15 protein-coding genes are annotated in these 16765 nt (G+C 41.7%); 4 read left to right on the plus strand and 11 right to left on the minus strand.

Annotated elements, in window-relative coordinates; translation table 11 throughout:
- Nucleotides 1–5 precede the first annotated feature (5 nt).
- Together ACROAE_RS01515 and ACROAE_RS01520 are read right to left on the minus strand one after the other, a co-directional pair.
- Nucleotides 6–1922, minus strand: coding sequence for a peptidase U32 family protein (locus tag ACROAE_RS01515; protein ID WP_432399216.1), 1917 nt, complete (start codon nucleotides 1920–1922; stop codon nucleotides 6–8).
- A 175-nt stretch (nucleotides 1923–2097) separates the two neighbouring features.
- On the minus strand, nucleotides 2098–2664 hold the full coding sequence (locus ACROAE_RS01520) for a phosphoribosyltransferase (protein WP_432399159.1): 567 nt from the start codon (nucleotides 2662–2664) through the stop codon (nucleotides 2098–2100).
- Nucleotides 2665–2979: 315 nt separating this feature from the next.
- Between ACROAE_RS01520 and ACROAE_RS01525 the strand changes: the two genes are divergently transcribed.
- The gene (locus ACROAE_RS01525; protein ID WP_432399160.1) at nucleotides 2980–3639 is read left to right on the plus strand and encodes a DNA-J related domain-containing protein; all 660 of its coding nucleotides are present in this window, start codon (nucleotides 2980–2982) and stop codon (nucleotides 3637–3639) included.
- Between the two features lie 138 nt (nucleotides 3640–3777).
- Complete coding sequence (locus tag ACROAE_RS01530) at nucleotides 3778–4434, plus strand: thiol:disulfide interchange protein DsbA/DsbL (protein ID WP_432399161.1); 657 nt, start codon at nucleotides 3778–3780, stop codon at nucleotides 4432–4434.
- A gap of 122 nt (nucleotides 4435–4556) precedes the next feature.
- Here the strand turns inward: ACROAE_RS01530 and ACROAE_RS01535 are convergent, their stop codons facing one another.
- Together ACROAE_RS01535 and ACROAE_RS01540 are read right to left on the minus strand one after the other, a co-directional pair.
- Nucleotides 4557–6338 (minus strand): alpha-amylase family glycosyl hydrolase, encoded by a 1782-nt coding sequence (locus tag ACROAE_RS01535; protein ID WP_432399162.1) that lies wholly within the window; start codon nucleotides 6336–6338, stop codon nucleotides 4557–4559.
- Nucleotides 6339–6412: 74 nt separating this feature from the next.
- Nucleotides 6413–7384, minus strand: coding sequence for an aldo/keto reductase (locus tag ACROAE_RS01540; protein WP_432399163.1), 972 nt, complete (start codon nucleotides 7382–7384; stop codon nucleotides 6413–6415).
- 145 nt (nucleotides 7385–7529) lie between these two features.
- On the opposite strand from ACROAE_RS01540, the gene ACROAE_RS01545 reads away from it, so the two are divergent.
- Nucleotides 7530–8417, plus strand: coding sequence for a LysR substrate-binding domain-containing protein (locus ACROAE_RS01545; RefSeq protein WP_432399164.1), 888 nt, complete (start codon nucleotides 7530–7532; stop codon nucleotides 8415–8417).
- 101 nt (nucleotides 8418–8518) lie between these two features.
- Here the strand turns inward: ACROAE_RS01545 and ACROAE_RS01550 are convergent, their stop codons facing one another.
- The 5 genes from ACROAE_RS01550 to ACROAE_RS01570 all read right to left on the minus strand — a co-directional run bounded on the left by ACROAE_RS01550 (nucleotide 8519) and on the right by ACROAE_RS01570 (nucleotide 14086).
- Nucleotides 8519–9034, minus strand: coding sequence for a cytochrome b/b6 domain-containing protein (locus ACROAE_RS01550; RefSeq protein ID WP_432399165.1), 516 nt, complete (start codon nucleotides 9032–9034; stop codon nucleotides 8519–8521).
- The gene (hemG, locus tag ACROAE_RS01555) at nucleotides 9034–9558 is read right to left on the minus strand and encodes a menaquinone-dependent protoporphyrinogen IX dehydrogenase (protein WP_432399166.1); all 525 of its coding nucleotides are present in this window, start codon (nucleotides 9556–9558) and stop codon (nucleotides 9034–9036) included. Before hemG ends, ACROAE_RS01550 begins: the two co-directional genes overlap by 1 nt.
- A 187-nt stretch (nucleotides 9559–9745) precedes the next feature.
- On the minus strand, nucleotides 9746–11368 hold the full coding sequence (locus ACROAE_RS01560) for a di-heme oxidoredictase family protein (protein WP_432399167.1): 1623 nt from the start codon (nucleotides 11366–11368) through the stop codon (nucleotides 9746–9748).
- Between the two features lie 115 nt (nucleotides 11369–11483).
- The gene (locus ACROAE_RS01565) at nucleotides 11484–12647 is read right to left on the minus strand and encodes an imelysin family protein (RefSeq protein WP_432399168.1); all 1164 of its coding nucleotides are present in this window, start codon (nucleotides 12645–12647) and stop codon (nucleotides 11484–11486) included.
- A 41-nt stretch (nucleotides 12648–12688) separates the two neighbouring features.
- The gene (locus ACROAE_RS01570; RefSeq protein ID WP_432399169.1) at nucleotides 12689–14086 is read right to left on the minus strand and encodes a hypothetical protein; all 1398 of its coding nucleotides are present in this window, start codon (nucleotides 14084–14086) and stop codon (nucleotides 12689–12691) included.
- Between the two features lie 381 nt (nucleotides 14087–14467).
- Here ACROAE_RS01570 and ACROAE_RS01575 point away from each other — a divergent pair, with 381 nt between their 5' ends.
- On the plus strand, nucleotides 14468–15301 hold the full coding sequence (locus ACROAE_RS01575; protein ID WP_432399171.1) for a TIGR03899 family protein: 834 nt from the start codon (nucleotides 14468–14470) through the stop codon (nucleotides 15299–15301).
- Here ACROAE_RS01575 and ACROAE_RS01580 read toward each other — a convergent pair.
- Together ACROAE_RS01580 and ACROAE_RS01585 are read right to left on the minus strand one after the other, a co-directional pair.
- Nucleotides 15291–15896 (minus strand): hypothetical protein, encoded by a 606-nt coding sequence (locus ACROAE_RS01580; RefSeq protein ID WP_432399172.1) that lies wholly within the window; start codon nucleotides 15894–15896, stop codon nucleotides 15291–15293. The genes ACROAE_RS01575 and ACROAE_RS01580 overlap by 11 nt on opposite strands.
- Before the next feature lie 176 nt (nucleotides 15897–16072).
- Nucleotides 16073–16687 carry a glutathione S-transferase family protein gene (locus ACROAE_RS01585; RefSeq protein ID WP_432399173.1) on the minus strand — a complete coding sequence of 205 codons (615 nt, stop codon included), beginning with the start codon at nucleotides 16685–16687 and terminating at the stop codon, nucleotides 16073–16075.
- Nucleotides 16688–16765 lie beyond the last annotated feature (78 nt).

The following is a 16765-nucleotide window of genomic DNA, read 5'->3' on the forward strand; positions in this document are numbered from 1 at the left end:
TCGCGTTATTGCTGCTTAACTAACTGGTTTGAGCCCACAATCATCATTTCACATTTATGGCAGTCAAACACCAGCTTTAATTTATCTTTACCTACATCTAAAAACATTGGGTCAGCTTTAATGCCTTCAACTTCTTTAGGGCACAAATTAAAGCTGTAACGTAAGCAATGCTTGGTGACCATCAATGGCGCATCATGCAACACGGTGTTTTTTTCGTAGGTGTCTTCGATTTGAATCACACCATGCTGTTCATAAAACGACTTGGCTTTTTCGTTGGCCACGTTAGATAAAAAGCTCAAGGCTTTTTGCGGGAAACGCGCTTCTTTATCATGCACCCAACGCTCTGGGCGTTGATAGGCCGCAACCCTTGCTGTCATTAATTCACTCACGGCATCACGGCGCAGTTCGTTGACCATCGATGCCGGTAAAAACCACATTTGCTCAGTTTGCAGGTTGATTTTGTTTAACACAAAATCGCTACTCCCTAATTTACCTAATTGCTTCTTTAAGTTTTCGGCCGTTTTAGCCTGGTCATTTGCCGGGGCTTTATCACACGCTAATGTCGCTGTAACACTAATGTTATGCGCATCCGTCACCGTTAGCCCTACACCGTCATCTGTGTCAAAAAATTGCATATCGACACTGATTTTACGCGTGGCAGAGTCTTTGTTTAATGTGGCCTCAAACTTATGGTCAAAGTTACGGAACATCATTACACCGACTTTCAAATCTCTTGGCACTTCGGTTAAGTACAAGGTGTTACCATCAGCACGATTAACGCGTAAGCCAGACAACTTGTCATCAGACAGGCGCTGAGTTTCATAATGCTCAACGAAATAGCACAAGCCATCGCCGTTGTTAAAGTGAATATCTTTGCCGCTTTCGCTCGGATCGATTTTGATAAAATCTTTACCAACTTGGGTAATCCGGCCAATTTTTTCACCTATAAACTTAGGTGAACTAAAATGCTCAATCGCTTCTGTTCGCTCGTTAACGAAATAGTCCGTTTTACCGCGGTTGAAGCTCTTATCTGGGTCGGGGGTAAAGTTAAACTCGCAGCGGCCATGAGATATCGATTCTAGATCATTGCGCTTGGCAATAATCGCATCTAACTGCTGGCGATAGTGAGCGGTCACGTTTTTAAGATAGGTAATGTCTTTTAAGCGGCCTTCAATTTTAAACGAGCTAATACCAGCATCAATCAAGGCTTCTAAATTGTCAGTTTGATTGTTGTCTTTAAGCGACAACAAATGCTGGTTTTCCGCTAATACGTCGCCATCACGCGTGGTTAAGTTACACGGTAAGCGACACATTTGTGAACATTCACCACGGTTAGCACTGCGATTTGAGTACGCATGACTTAAGTTACATAAACCGCTGTAACTGACACACAATGCCCCATGAATGAAAAACTCTAACTTCATTTTTGTGCTTGCGGCAATATCACGAATTTGCGGAATATTCAGCTCACGCGCTAATACCACCTGCGAGAAACCCACCTGTTCAAAAAACACGGTTTTTTCAGGGCTGCGGTTATCTGTTTGCGTGCTGGCGTGCAAGGCAATTGGCGGTAAATCTAGCTGTAATACGCCCATGTCTTGAATAATCAAGGCATCAACACCGGCTTCGTAAAGTTCCCATATCAGCTTTTGCGCTTTGTCTATTTCGTTATCCATTAAAATGGTGTTTAAGGCAACAAACACCTGGGCATGATAACGATGAGCAAACTCCGCTAAGCGAGCAATGTCTTCAACGCTGTTACCAGCATTATGACGCGCGCCAAACGCAGGGCCACCAATATAAACCGCGTCGGCACCATGACGAATAGCTTCAATACCGTAATCAGCATTTTTAGCAGGTGCGAGCAATTCAAGTTGGCGCTTTACCGGAGCCTCGGGGGTAAACAATTCTACAGAAACCATAATGTTAACTAAATTTCGCTCAATTCGGATAAAAAAGTGCGCCAACATACTGATATCATCTAATTGACATGAGTATGTTGGCGCACTCGCATAGTCTTTTATTTTAGCAAACTTTAAACAAAGTTCTAAGTAAAATCGCGACTAAATATGCCGCACGACTTTTACATTGTTTTGCTTATAAAAATAGCTCTTGAATGTTCTTAAAGTCGGCTTTACCTTCCGCGATTTCTTGTGGGTTTAATCCTGATACTTCGTGCGGGAACACTAACCAATCTTCAGATGAATGAATAAAGTAATCTGGTTTCAAATCGACTTTGGTATTTTTGGGCTTGTAATAAGGACAAGCAATACGGATGTCGTTTGGCATGTTTAGGCGCATAAACTTTCTTAACTTACCGATTAAGGCATCAATACTGCGGCCAGAATCAAATACGTCATCAACAATTAACAAACCATCGCTGGCATTGGCATTTTCAATAATGTAGTGCAAACCATGTACTTTAATGTTTTTGTCTTGCTTATCAGTACCAATACCGTAATAAGACGAAGTACGCACGGCAATATGGTCGGTTTCGACTTTTTTAAAGTCGTAATATTCTTGAACAGCAATACCAATTGGAGCTCCGCCGCGCCAAATGCCCACAATAAACTGCGGTCTAAAACCACTGTCATATACTTGCGCAGCCAGTCTAAATGAATCTTCTAAAAGTTGTTGTGCGCTAATATAATGTTTATCTGTCATTGGTTAAGCCCCTTGTTAATTTGTTGCGGAGAATTTTATACCAAATAAAATTATCTTGCCTGTAAGAATCAGAATTAATTGATCAAAATCTACATTAATTCCCCATCCTCATAAATAACTTACCATTAATGTGCTCACATGGTGACATTGACTGAGTTATTTCGGTTAAATTAAGGCACCGAGGGTATGCCTCTCCGTTCGCGTCTTTGCACGCAACCAATTGATAAAATCTACTTGTCATTCACGGCGGCTATGGCATAGTGTTTTTTAACCGACACGTTGATTTTACCGCCAATTCAGGATGAATACGCCACTATGTTGCTCGACAAAAACTCACAGAATCATTTTGCAAACGCGCAGTCGTTAACAACTGATGCCCGTGTATTGAGTGTGCCTAAAGGCGACAACCCCTTAATTTGGCCAGTATTAACGTTACTAAAGTCATCGAATACCAGCTGGAAAGTCCATCATTTAGCCAGTGAACTGCAATCAAAAGGGTTAATGCACGACCTTGACCCCATGCCGGAAAAAGATCTCTTCAAACGTAATTTTCTATTAATGAATGCCCTATATGAATTGCAAGACATGTTAATGCCAAGACAATGGCTGCAAGTAAAAGCAATGGAAATTCAAATTTTTAGAATAATCCCCAGCAATGCCGATGTCGAACATACTCGAGATGGCGCTCTGCGTGACTACTACCTTGATTGGGCTAATTACGATGCTAGCGTTAACGTAGTGCGTGAGATGCTCGAGTCTTTCTGGTCTAGTTACCAACAATATATCGGCGTTAATGTTCAATTAATGCATAAAGGTCATGCTTTAAAAGTGTTCGAGTTAGATGCCACCGCGACCGATAAAGACATCCGCAAGCAATGGCGTAAACTGGCGCTAAAATGGCACCCTGATCGTGATGAAGGTAACGCGGAACGATTCCGCGAAGTCTGTGAAGCTTGGCAAACCCTGCGAGACTAAAGCTTAGTGGCTTAATGCCGACTCATTATTTAACGTAAATCGCTACTTGATCACACAAATTCTGCCCCTGATTTTGGCAATTTATGCCATCATTAACAGCATAGCTTTATCCATTTCCATCTCCATTTTGAGGTATTCATGTTTAAATTTTTAGCTTTAGCCGTCACATTAGCCATTGCCCCTATCACCAGTTTTGCTGCGCAATATGTTGAAGGAACACACTACACTCAAATATCAAATAACATGGTGCCTACTGAGCCAAAGGTGACTGAGTTTTTCTCTTTTTATTGCCACAACTGCTTCAACATGGAAAGTCAGTACCTACCAGAAATCAAAAAAGGCCTAGACAAAAGAGTCACCTTCGACAGTAAACACGTCGACTTCATGAACAGTGATTTAGGCACAGAAGTAATGCGCTCGTTAGCGGTTATCCATGAGCTAGACAACAAAGAAGCTTTAAAAATTGCCATGTTTGGTGCAATACAAGGTAAAGATAACAACGCTGGCCATGACCATAGTGCTGCGGGCCATGAGCACAAATCGTTGATTAATAACCGTGATGACATTAAGAAAGTCTTTGCTGAATTAGGCGTCGATGCAAACCAATACGACACCTTAGCATACAGCGCTGAAACCGATAAAAAGCTGGGTTTATGGCGTGAACAACAAGAGATGTATGCCGTACAAAGTGTGCCGGCTTTTATTGTTAACGATAAATACGCGATTAACTTAAATGAAATGCGCACGCTCGATGACATCATCGGGTTGATTAACTATTTAGCATTACAAAAGTAGTTTCAACGCCTTTAAACGGAAAATGGCTATCCAATTGATAGCCATTTTTTATGTCTGCTCGTTAAGTCGCCTTGGTATTATCAAAAACCGCTGGCAGCATTCTCAGGGGGCACTTATTAATGCTAATTGGTATAAATAGCATAACTTAATCGAGGTAAGGTCACGCTCAATGCTGCTGCCGGTGCGCTCACATCATCCGATGAGACTATCGCAACAGGCCATGAAGTCATTAAACGATATGTGTTCCCTTGTGCAATGACATTAATCGTTTGCGCTTGTTCGCCGCTGTTAAATACCATCAACAGCTCGGCACCCGTTTGAGGGTCTACTCGCGCAAATGCAAACATGTCGTTATCGGCTTGGTAAAAACGGTCTTGATATTGCCCACGACGCAGTATTGGATATTGTTTACGCAGTGCGCTCAACTGAGCAATGGCTTGGTACAGTGGATGCTTTTCATCAAAGTTATCAACCGCAGTAGTGGCATTACTGCCGAGTAACACGTTGTCATTGTAACTCGCCACTTTAGAGGCAAACATGTCTTCTCGCGCGTCAATATCCTTACCATCGCCAGTAAACCCTTGCTCGTCTCCATAATAAACGACCGGAATACCCCGAGATAAAAACATAAACGCATGCGACAAAATACTCCGTTGCAGTTTATCTTCCGCAGGCATGTTCGCTTGCGCTTGATTGATAAAATAGCCCGTACGCCCCATGTCATGATTACCTAAAAAGGTCATTAACAAATCGGCTTGGCTATCGCTGTCTTGATAAAGCGTATCTTGGGCAAATAATTGCTGTGCTAACAGCGGGCTCTTTTTACGATAGAAAATATCAGCCGCGGTTTGTTGAAAAGCAAAATCTAATACTGACGGTAGATTGCCCTCTGTGGTGTATATGCTCAGGTTTTTAGGATCGGTATCGTACACCTCGCCAAAAACATGAAACTGAGGAATACCTTGCGCCTTGGCAAACTTAACGATTTCAGGGCTAAAGGTTTGCCAAAATGATAAATCGACATGCTTAACGGTATCAATCCTAAAACCATCAGGCTTAAATTCTTTAATTAAGTTTTGATATATCTCAACCATGCCTGAAACGACTTCAGGATCCGCGGTATTGAGATCGTCTAAACCATTAAAATCACCCTTTAACGAGCTTTCACCTTTAAAGGTACTGTCGCCTTGATTGTGATAAAAACGTGGGTCGTTTAACCATTCAGGGACTTTCACATTCGCTTGTTCTTGAGGTACAAACGGCGTGTAACTGTCGCCATTTGCAACTTGAGCTAATGATTTAAATTCGCACTGAGTATTCGGTTCTATAAACTCACCCGAAGCTTGATGGCATTCCTGATACTTGATCACGTCGGCTGTATGATTAGTAATAATGTCAAAAAACACTTTAATACCACGTTGATGTGCTGCTTTAATCAACTGTTTTAAATCAGCATTGCTGCCAAAATGTGGATCAATTTCAGTAAAGTCGACAATCCAATATCCGTGATGGGCTATGCCGTCAGATTGAATCGCTTTATTACGCAATAATGGCGTCATCCAAATAGCGGTTATACCCAGATTTTGTAAGTAATCCAGTTTCTGCTCAATGCCGTTAATGTCGCCACCATGAAAACCACGGGGTGACGTTAAGTCTACGCCACCTTGCGAAATACTCTCGCTAGTCGAACCATTGTCATTGCGACTATAACCGTTATAAAAACGATCGGGCAGTACAAAATAGAAAATGTCATCGCGGATATCACGGTGTAAATAATCCTGATATATATCAGCTCTATCGGTTGGCTGCAGCAAAGGCTGAACCACCGTCGCTGCCACTTCTTTTTGCTGACATCCACTTAACACCAATACAGCACTCAATAGTGCCCATGTTGTCTTATTCATATTGTCTTAGAATCCTTTCATTGAATGGTATTGATTAAATGCTCAGGTATTGAAAAAACATGTTGTCGTAATGGTTAAGGTAGCTCTTGTCCTTTAGCACTAACATACAATGCATACCAATGCTCACGACTGAGTGATACCTGAGTCGCCTGGCTACACGCTTTAATTCGCTCAATATTAGTGGTACCAATAACCGGTTGAATTTGGCTAGGGTGGCGCATCAGCCAACTTAATAAAATAGCTTCTGGAGTCGTATTATATTCAACCGCTAACGTGGCGACTAACTGACTGGTTTGTATTATCGCATTAGACTCACCTACCGTGGAGATACCACTATAAACACCTTGGCATAAGCTACCCCAAGCTTGAATTTGTATGTTGTTTTGATTGCAATACTCAAGCGTACCAGGGGTAAAGTTTATGTCTTTTCCCTCTTGATTACCGGCATAAATGCTTTCGTCTAACCAAGCATGTTTTTGCAGGCTCATTTCAATTTGGTTGACCACTAATGGCTCATCAAGCACACGTTGCAATGCGCTAATTTGATGTTGCTGCATATTCGAAACACCGAGAAAACGCACTTTACCTGCTGCTTTAAGTTTATGGAAAGTATCGGCTATTTCGGTCACTTGCATTAAAGGATCGGGGCGGTGAAGTACCAACACATCGATATAATCTGTGTGTAATTCGGTTAAACTTTTATCAACACTATAGTGAATCCAAGCAGACGACAAATCGTAACGTTTAGGGCCTTTACCGTCTTCAAATCGAATGCCACATTTAGTTTGCAGGTACATATTATCGCGTAAGCCAGGGCGCTGTTTTAAGACTTGCCCGAATACGGTTTCCGCTTTGCCAAAGGTGTAAATGTCGGCATGATCAAAGTAATTAATATGACTTTGCAACGCAGTATCAATAACCTCATGTGTTTGCTGAATATCTGCAGCGCAAATGGCGTTACTATTCCATCCGCCGCCTAATCCCATACAACCATAAACTAACGAACTAACATTAGGGAAAACACTTTTTAATGGTAATGCCGACATTGAGTTAACTCTCTTTAAACAAGTAATATGGCTTAGTGTAGAGGTTTATCTGTACAGATGAAGAGTAAAAAACAAAATCATTGTTTGATATAGCTACCAATAAAGAATTAAAGTTCTTTATAAAATAATATCCTGGGTGGCTAACATGAGTCGTGAACACAAAAAATTTGAACGATTATTCCTATTCAGTGAAGTAGCCAAACAACTGAGTTTTACCGAAGCGGCAGCCTCGTTAGGAATATCGAGAGGATATTTGTCTGAGCAAATTAGGCAACTTGAAAAGGAAGTCGGTCGTCCATTACTTATCCGCACTACACGCAGTGTTAAACTGACAGTGCAAGGTGAAATGATTTTAGCCAGCATGGGACAAGTGAAAGCAGACTTATTAGATCTTGACCGAAAAATTCGTCATGACAATGAGGATATTGCAGGACGGATCCGTATTACGGCTCCCAGCCAATTTACTCAGCGTTATTTACTCGATATTTGCCATGAATTTAGCGCGCGGCATCCGCAAGTGCATTTCAGCATAGATTGCAGCTATACCTTATTTGATTTGGCAAAAAACGATTTTGATTTGGCCATTAGAGCGACGCAAAACCCACCACAAAATATGGTCGCCAAAAAGTTATTTGAGTATCAGCAAGTCTGTTGCGCCGCCCCCGAATATCTCGAAAAAGCCGGGACACCAATACACATTGATGATTTACGTCAGCACAAATGTTTAACCTCAGCAGAACAAACTCACTGGACATTTGGCAATCAAACCATCGCGATTAACAGCTTTATTAGCGTCAACGATAACCACATGCTCAAAACACAAGCCTTACTCGCCAGAGGCATTATGTTAGGGCCACAATATCTGGTGGATAAGGAGTTACAGCAAGGACATTTACGCGCAATTTTTCCTGATGAAACCACAAGCCAATCTGCGACTTATATAGTGCACCCACAAATGATTAATCAGTCTGCTAGGCTCAGCAGCTTTATTCAATTTACCCTTGAATGGTTTAAGCAAAACGGAATCAGCTAAACTAAGGTTATGATAAACAGGGGTTATGATAAACAGGGTTTTGATAAACAAAAAATAACAGGAATCATTATAAGGCATGGATATACTGATAACAGAACAGCTTAATTAAAAAAGTCTCTTAAGTGTAATAACGCTAATAAGCAGTGCAGAACAATAAAACCAATAAAACCATGAGCAAAAACAATATGGTAATAACGCCACGTTAAAGCATTACTGGGATCTGCCGCGTACCAGGCCGCGCCGGTTAACGCCACCAGCAAAAGTAATATCACTCCAAGGCCTTCAATAACGCTGATTAATCCCTTGCCACCAGAATGGGGCAATTGGCCGCGCATTAAGCCGCTAATATCAGCGAACAGCGGTTTAACATCAAGCGTTAACCAAGGGAAAAACTGCCGCCATTGCCCACCGATACACACCTTAACGGCAAACATTAATGCCAATATACCGGTCAATAATCCACCGTAAACATGAAGTAAATCCCAAAAACTCGCACGCGACGTTAACTGTCGACCGATTAAGACCCACGAGCTGGTACACACCAGTAGCAACGACAACAGCAACACTGCAGGATGCAGCATTGCCTCAATACGTTGCCACAGTTGTTTCACTGTCATTAACTCGCCTCAATCATTTGCTGAGCAAATTGGTCAACTTTGTCCCAATCGGTAAATTCAACTTTGGTATTGGGATCGGTTGGGCCTTTGGTTATCCACATAATAAAGCGAATAATATTACGGTCCATCACGCCGTATCCCTGGTAATCTAAATTACCGCCAAAAACTTGCAGTACCTTAGGTTGCCAAGGGCTTTGGCTTAAAAACTGTTGCATATAGCTATTAGTTTGCGGCGTATTTTTAGCCGGTTTACGAGCCACTAGACTCACCGAAAAAAAGCCATTCGGCTTAGATAATAATTGTTGCTGATGCGCATCAATAAACTGATATAACGCAGGACGATGCTTACCATGGCGAATACTGGCACCAATAAACACTTTATCGAATCCATCAAGGTCTGGCACATTGGACAAGGGTGCAACGGTCACTTGCTGATGTTGTGCCTCGAGCTTATCACGTAAATATTCACAAATTTTTTGAGTGTATCCGTGGACACTAGAATGGATCAGTAAAATATGGCTCATGCTGACCTCAAGTTGAAATCATCTAAAGTAATACAGTATCTTAGCCCACTGCGATTAAAATTTACATGAAACAGATCACGCCATGAGTATCGCGTTATTCTTTAAAAAAGTGCGTTAACGAAAAATCCCTCAGCCATGAACGACAAAGGGATTGGTTATAAGCGTATTAAAACTAAATGCGGTTTGCTTATAGTGACATTAAAAATGCCAGCAGTTGCGTGCGTTCATCTTTGCTTAACGTCATAAAGTCGTCGGTTGATTGCAGTGCCTCTCCGCCATGCCACAAAATAGCTTCTTCTAGCGTTGCGGCACGGCCATCGTGTAAAAAACCGGCTTGTGAATTCACGGTTTGAGTCAGCCCTATTCCCCATAAAGGCCGGGTACGCCATTCATTTCCGTCGGCTAAAAAGTCAGGTCGACCATCGGCAAGCCCCTCACCCATGTCGTGCAATAACATGTCGCTAAACGGATAAATAGTTTGGCCTTTTAAGCTTTCACTCATTGGTAAACCGCCAATATCACCGGCTGTTTTGGTGGTAAATGACGGTATATGGCATCCGGTGCAATTAAGTTTTTCAAATAATCGTGCACCTTCACGCACCTGAGTATCATCAACATTACGCCTTGCTGGTACTGCGAGGGTTTCTGCATAAAACACTACCGAATCACTAAACTCTGCGCTGGCTTCTGGTTCACCATTAATGTCTTCTCCGGTATCAACAAAACCGGTACGGGTTAAATAAGAATCATGTAAACGTGTGCCAAGGATACTTTCCTGAGGAAACAATGGATTAGTTATACCGATATCACCACGTAAAGCCCCTAAGGATTGTACTCGAACACTAGGCGTATTAGCTTTCCAGCCGAAACGCCCAAGAGATACAGGATAGTTATCTCCTTGTTGCGCTTTAACCGCATCAAACACCCAATTAGCTCGACCAGAAATACCATCATTGTTGCTGTCGTCAGCATCTACATTTGCCAAAATAGTCGCCTCAGGGATAGCCTCAAGCAACCCTAAACCAAATACTGGCATACCATTACGCCAGCCCATTAACACATCATCTTGCAATAAGTTGGATGTGACATTGGCACTGAGTTTGGTTTCACCTGGGGCATCATAAGGATTTTCGACATCAAAAATCGGTTTTTTCAGATTAATCACAGTCCCGTCAACATAGATAACATCATGGCGTTCGTAAGATAAATACACATCTGCTTGGCCAACAAAGGCATTGTTTTGCCAATCGGGTCGCGCTTTTAGTACACCACGATGAAATAGCTGATCGCCAAAATCAGGCACTTTGATGGGCGCACAATATTGATTGTCTGCCGTACCTTCTGTACACGTTTGTGCTGGAACCTTACTGATCCGTAAAAAGATCCCTGCGGCAGAATCTAACTTAACTCGGTTTTGATCCGCGGCTAAAAAAGGGGTGGAGTTTCGGCCGTCACGTTGATGGCATGAATTGCAGTCTGCGTTATTAAATACCGGACCCAAGCCATCTTGATCTGGATGTTCACTATTAGGAGCAGTGGTAAATGACACCTCAAAATTAGCATCCCCCTCCAAATGCAACGCTAATTCATCGGCAGTTAAGTTTAACGATGGAGTAGAAAATCCGTGCCCTGAATTGCTGGCATCAAAGGTTGTGGTGTCACCACCTAATGCAATAACGGCGGTGTAAGCAGGATAACTGACTGTGGACACCGTCGGTTCAGTATTGTCATCACCACTGCCACCACAGGCGGTTAATACTAGCCCCATCAAAGCTAGCAACAGATAAGATTGTTGCGAAAATTTGTTCATTTATGTCTCACCAATTCACTCAAAATGTATCACGGCTACTCTTTTATTGTATTTTTTAAGCGTTCACTGATGTGTTTGACCTACATCACTACGATGTAGGTCAAACAACAAATGCTTATGAATTCCACTCAGATAACAGCGGTAGCACATCAGACTCTAAAGAGCTTTGTAATGTGCTTAACGCATCAACAGCCGTTTGCACTCGAGCACGTCCTGTTTCATCTAAAATAGCTTGGCGAAATGGCATGTCTGTGCTGCCAGAAATCGCTTGAATGCTAATAATGGCATCGTCAATCTCACTCGCTACACGTGTTGATAACGCAGGATCGGCAGCCGCGACAAAGTCAATAACACCGGTTTTATCAGTAGAACCGATAAATTCACCTTGGTACACGTTACGTACACCTATAATGTTGTCTGCAAAGTCGGTGAGTGAGTTCCAAGAATACTGAGATTCAACTTTAGAGGTATCGGCAGTCGCTAAAGACTCGCCAAATGGATCGGCAATTTTGCCGTTACCGACCTCATCAACAATGCCAATCATGCCGTTAATGAGCTCTTCAATGACAGAGAGTTGTGATGAGTAAATGGCATTGTTAACATCGCCAGGGGTTTTAAGTAACTCGGCATAAGGTAGGGCATTTGTATCTTGTGGGTTGTAGCTCACTTGCCATGCATCATCAAGCTGCACCGCATAGTCACGAAACACTTCTGCTAACGCAATTAAATACTCACGCTCACTGGTTGTAAGATCTGCAATTAGCTTGGTATTGCTGTCAACACCATTACCAAATAACAAGTATTCCATGGTGTGAAAGCCTTGAACATCATCGTTCCAGGCTTTAATGGTTTCGGCATCAAAACCACTATTATTATCTAGCTGAGTCTGAAGGTCTGTGGTGTTTAAAGGCCAACTGTCTAAATGTGGATCGATACTTAAAGAATCTACAGGGCCAAAAATATGCGATTCACCTTGCTCCCATGGCTCACGTGCAGATTTCCATGCATTCTGTGCAGCCACGAGATCCGCTTGAGTTGCCGACGCACTTAGCAAAGCTTGTGTCGCTAATAATAATGCATCACCTTCAGCGGCTAAATTGGCATAACCGGCCACAATAACATCATCGGTCAAATTGGTGATCATTTCTGTAGCGGCAAAACTAAAGCCCGTTGTCGGTTCCACTGGTGTTTCGGTACTTGAATCATCAGAACCTGAACCACCACATGCAGATAAAGTCGTGATTAAAGCCAATGTTATTGCTGTGTGTTTAAAGCGCATAATAAAACTCCATGTAAAAAAATTAAAACAAATAAATTAATTTATAGCGAGAATTGATATCCCACACCCAAAGCAAAAAAGTGAGTGTCTGGAATACTGGCAACAGCCACTTGGTGAACACCACCTTCGGCTTTAATCACAATCTCTGGGATAGGGGAATAGTTAACACCTACACTGCTCCAGGTGTTTTCATAACGTTTAGTTGCGGTGCCCGATTCAACGGCCATGAGTGGGTTGGAATAATCAACATTGGCAAAAATAGTCATCGGAAGATCAAACCATTCGTCAAGCTTTACACCTGCCTCAACAAAGAACGACTGTGACTCTGAACCCAATTGGGCAAAGTTACCCGGTTGTAAGCCTGGCGTGGTTTTATTGGCTAGAGTGATCGCATCGGCGTTCTCTAACGTGCCATATAAATATTGACCGCGAAGTATCCAGGGGCCTTCAACAAATGCACCCGCAACAGAAACAATGCTTAGCGCACCATCAACATCTAACTTATTACTTTTATGTCGATTACCACTGGTATTGCCATAGTAATAAGCCACACCAACAGCACTGCCGGTTTTAAAGTTGCCGTAATCAAGACGTCCGGCAAACGCTAGGTCATCAGTATTGACTTCCTCAAAGCGTTTTTGGTGACCAGATGCCACCCAATCATAGGTGCGGAAATACTCCGAATTTAAGCCACTCACGATTTGGGCTTGATAATGAAAATCTGAAATTTCACCATAAACACCAATACCATTTTCGTTCCAAACGGTTGGCATCATTGCAGCCTCACTCTTATGGCGCTGCACGGTTAAATATTGGTTCGGCTTGTGTAAAATGCTTGATAGGCCAATTGGCAAATGAATATTACCGAATTTCACCCCAAATGCTTGGCTTGGACGATAGCGAATTTCCGCTTTTTCAACGAGCACTTCGCCGCCCGCCTCAACTTCGGACTCAAACTCGCCAAACTCATCAAAACCGTCATATTCTAATGCTGTACCTGTGCCACCATGCTCATACTCAATTTCAACTTCCATGCTCCAGTCATCACTAAATTGATAACCAAACTCGGTGACAATACGTTCAAGATCTGTTCGGTTACGTCGCTCACCTGACGTATCTTGAACGTTATCGAAATACTCATCACTGGTGTAATTCGCGGTACCATAAGATTTGAAGCTAAAACGACTTAAGCGATCATCGGCTTTACTGACATGATCTGAAACTAGATTAACTTGCTTAACGACTTCAACATTATTTTGCTGCTGTTGTTTTTGCTCAGCAGCGAGTAGGGCCAATTGCTGTTTAAGTAACGTAATTTCAGCTTCTTGCTTGGCTATCGCTTTAGCTAACGCCTCAGGATCTGTTGCGGCTTGTGCATTAGTCATTAAACCTAATATGCCCGCGACAGAGACAGTCAGTAAGGTTAACTTTTGATTCATTTATCTCTCCAACAAAACGCACAATGCGCTAACAATCACGAAAAACTTCACACAACAATATACGAATTGATAACCATTCGCATTAAAATTTACATTTGCGTTTACTTTGTAAAGATTATTATAGACTCAGTATCACTGTTTATTATTTCGTCTAATTATATTTTTGATATGATGATTAAGTGTGAAACGTGAGGCTGCGAGAGTCTGGATTATCGCGATTGAATAACAGATCTATTGGGTTGGAAATGAGATAAATATAAGGCATAGTAAAATTCTTCATCAGGTTTTACATTACATTGATATGCCATCGATAAATTCACTTTAAACAGTGCTTTTATTAGATTTTGTTAACATCATATTTAGAAAATTTTTAGGATAACTATGGCTGATACAGATGTAATCGATGTACCGGATGATCAAAACCAAGTATCGGCGCGAAAAAAAGCCTTGTTACTCGGGCGCGTAATAGGTTTAGCCAGCGAAGATGATTATCGTCCATCATCGGCATCAGTAGCGGAACGTGCAGATCATCGTCAGCGCAAGCAGCTCAGCCAACATCAAACTAATCTTGAAAGCATATTTGCATTAGCACTCAATTACACTCCGTCCGATGTCACAGGCGTCGAGCTAGATCCTGACTGGCGTTATCAATTTTTTCAAATGGCTGAGCAAATTCATAACCGTAAAATGCAAGATTTATGGGCGCGGATTTTAGCCAGTGAAATCGTCAATCCTGGTAATTTTAGTTTGCGCACCTTGGCGGTGCTAAAACAACTGACATTGCGGGAAGCGCAAATATTTGAAAAAGCACTAGGCATGTCGGTAAAAATTAACGCCGAACCTAGATTCAAGTTATTTAGTGGTTATCGCCTTAACGGTGGGCTTAATCAATACTTTAGAAAGCACAGCCATACCAACTTTGGTTTGTCTCAGTTTGGCTTACCTTATTCGAATATTTTAACTTTAGTTGATGCGGGGATTTTACATAAAAGCGAGTTTGAAACCGGTTTACTAAACCGCAATGAAGATATCCAATTAGCCTTGTGCCATGCCAATATCAGCTTAAAACCCAAAAGTCAGCATTTACTGTTTACTTATTATCGATTTACTACTGTGGGTGATGAACTTTGCCAGTTAATTCAAGCTAAAAATGATCTTGAATTTATTAATGCTATTAAAGTGATGTTAGCTAAAGACTTTACCATTAACGGTTAATATCTTCATAAAGATGAGCGTATTGAGCTTTGTGTTGGTTAAATAAAAACTGTCTGAGCATTAGGCGAGATTCACCTTCCGCGCTAATTTTAGCCGCCATTACCCCATTTTCAGTTCTAACAGGTTCAAACTCCATCTCAACATGGGTGCCATTAGGTAATATAAGCTGAGTAAGACGCGGGGTTTTGGTGTCGAGCTCTTGCGGGACTTTGATGGTGATTCCAGAACTGGATAAAGACAACACCTCAACAAATTTAGCCGTTTGCCTGTCAATAACTCGTACATCTTTTAAGTTATCCATGCGCCAGCTTCTCTCACCACCTCGCATATCGATAACTTCTGGTGTGCCAAGCTCTGGCGTAAACTGACCTAATTCATCTTGCTTTAGTTGCAGTGGAAACCACAAACGGTAATAGCTTATTTCAGCCAATAGTGTGAGCTTTGCATTTCCCAAAATATGCGACAGTACCTGCGGGATTTCAGTGGCCACACTGAGTGAATGTCTAGAAAAAGCATTATCTTCGGAATCGGCAGATGACTTTGGCGAAAATACATCGCTAAAGTACGCTAACTCTTCATTAGATAAAGTAGACATAAATAATCCTATACAAAAATCTTACCAATTGTTTATTATTCTAACACCTTAGTATGATGCTGAACAAACTTTGCTCAATAACTTTACCCGTATTTACTGTGTAACGAGTTTGTTTGTTTTTTATACGCATTAAAAAGGCGAATCGAGTTCGCCTTTTTCATCTTGCCAATATGTGATTAATTATCGGCTTCGATTCTCAAGGCTTTCTTAAACGCTTCATGAGTCAATAATTGTTGATAATACTTAGCAATATTAGGGTATTTTTCAAACTCGCCATTTTGACCGACTAATTCGGCAATAAACGACATCATGATGTCGGCACCGCTGAGATTATCGCCAACAAGATAACGTTTGCCTTCTAATCGGTCATTTACATAGCTGATGACTTTTGCGGTTTCTGCATCAGCATATTGGCCAATAAAACGGGTATCGGTCCCTTCCATTTTGACAAAAATTTTCAATAATAATGGTAAGGCTGCAGAACTCTCAGCAAAGTGCATCCATTGCAGGTAATCGATGTAATCAGCACTGCCAACCTTAGGCATAAGCTTATCTGCACCGTAGGTTTGAATAAGGTATTCGGTGATCGCTCCCGATTCTGCAATGGTAAACTCACTGGTTTCTAATACTGGTGATTTGCCTAACGGATGGATTTTTTTCAGTGCTGCTGGCGCTAAAAAAGTAGTCGCGTCGCGCTGGTAAGCCACTAATTCATACTCAACGCCCAGCTCTTCAAGTAACCAAATAATGCGTTTTGAACGTGATTTGTTTAAGTGATGTAGTTTAATCATTAAGCCATCCTTTTCAATTTGTTAAACAATAAGCCCCATGATCAATCACAGGGCTTATCATTACTTCAGCGTAAACGA

The sequence above is a fragment of the Shewanella sp. MF05960 genome, from assembly GCF_050849305.1.
Lineage (GTDB): Bacteria > Pseudomonadota > Gammaproteobacteria > Enterobacterales > Shewanellaceae > Shewanella.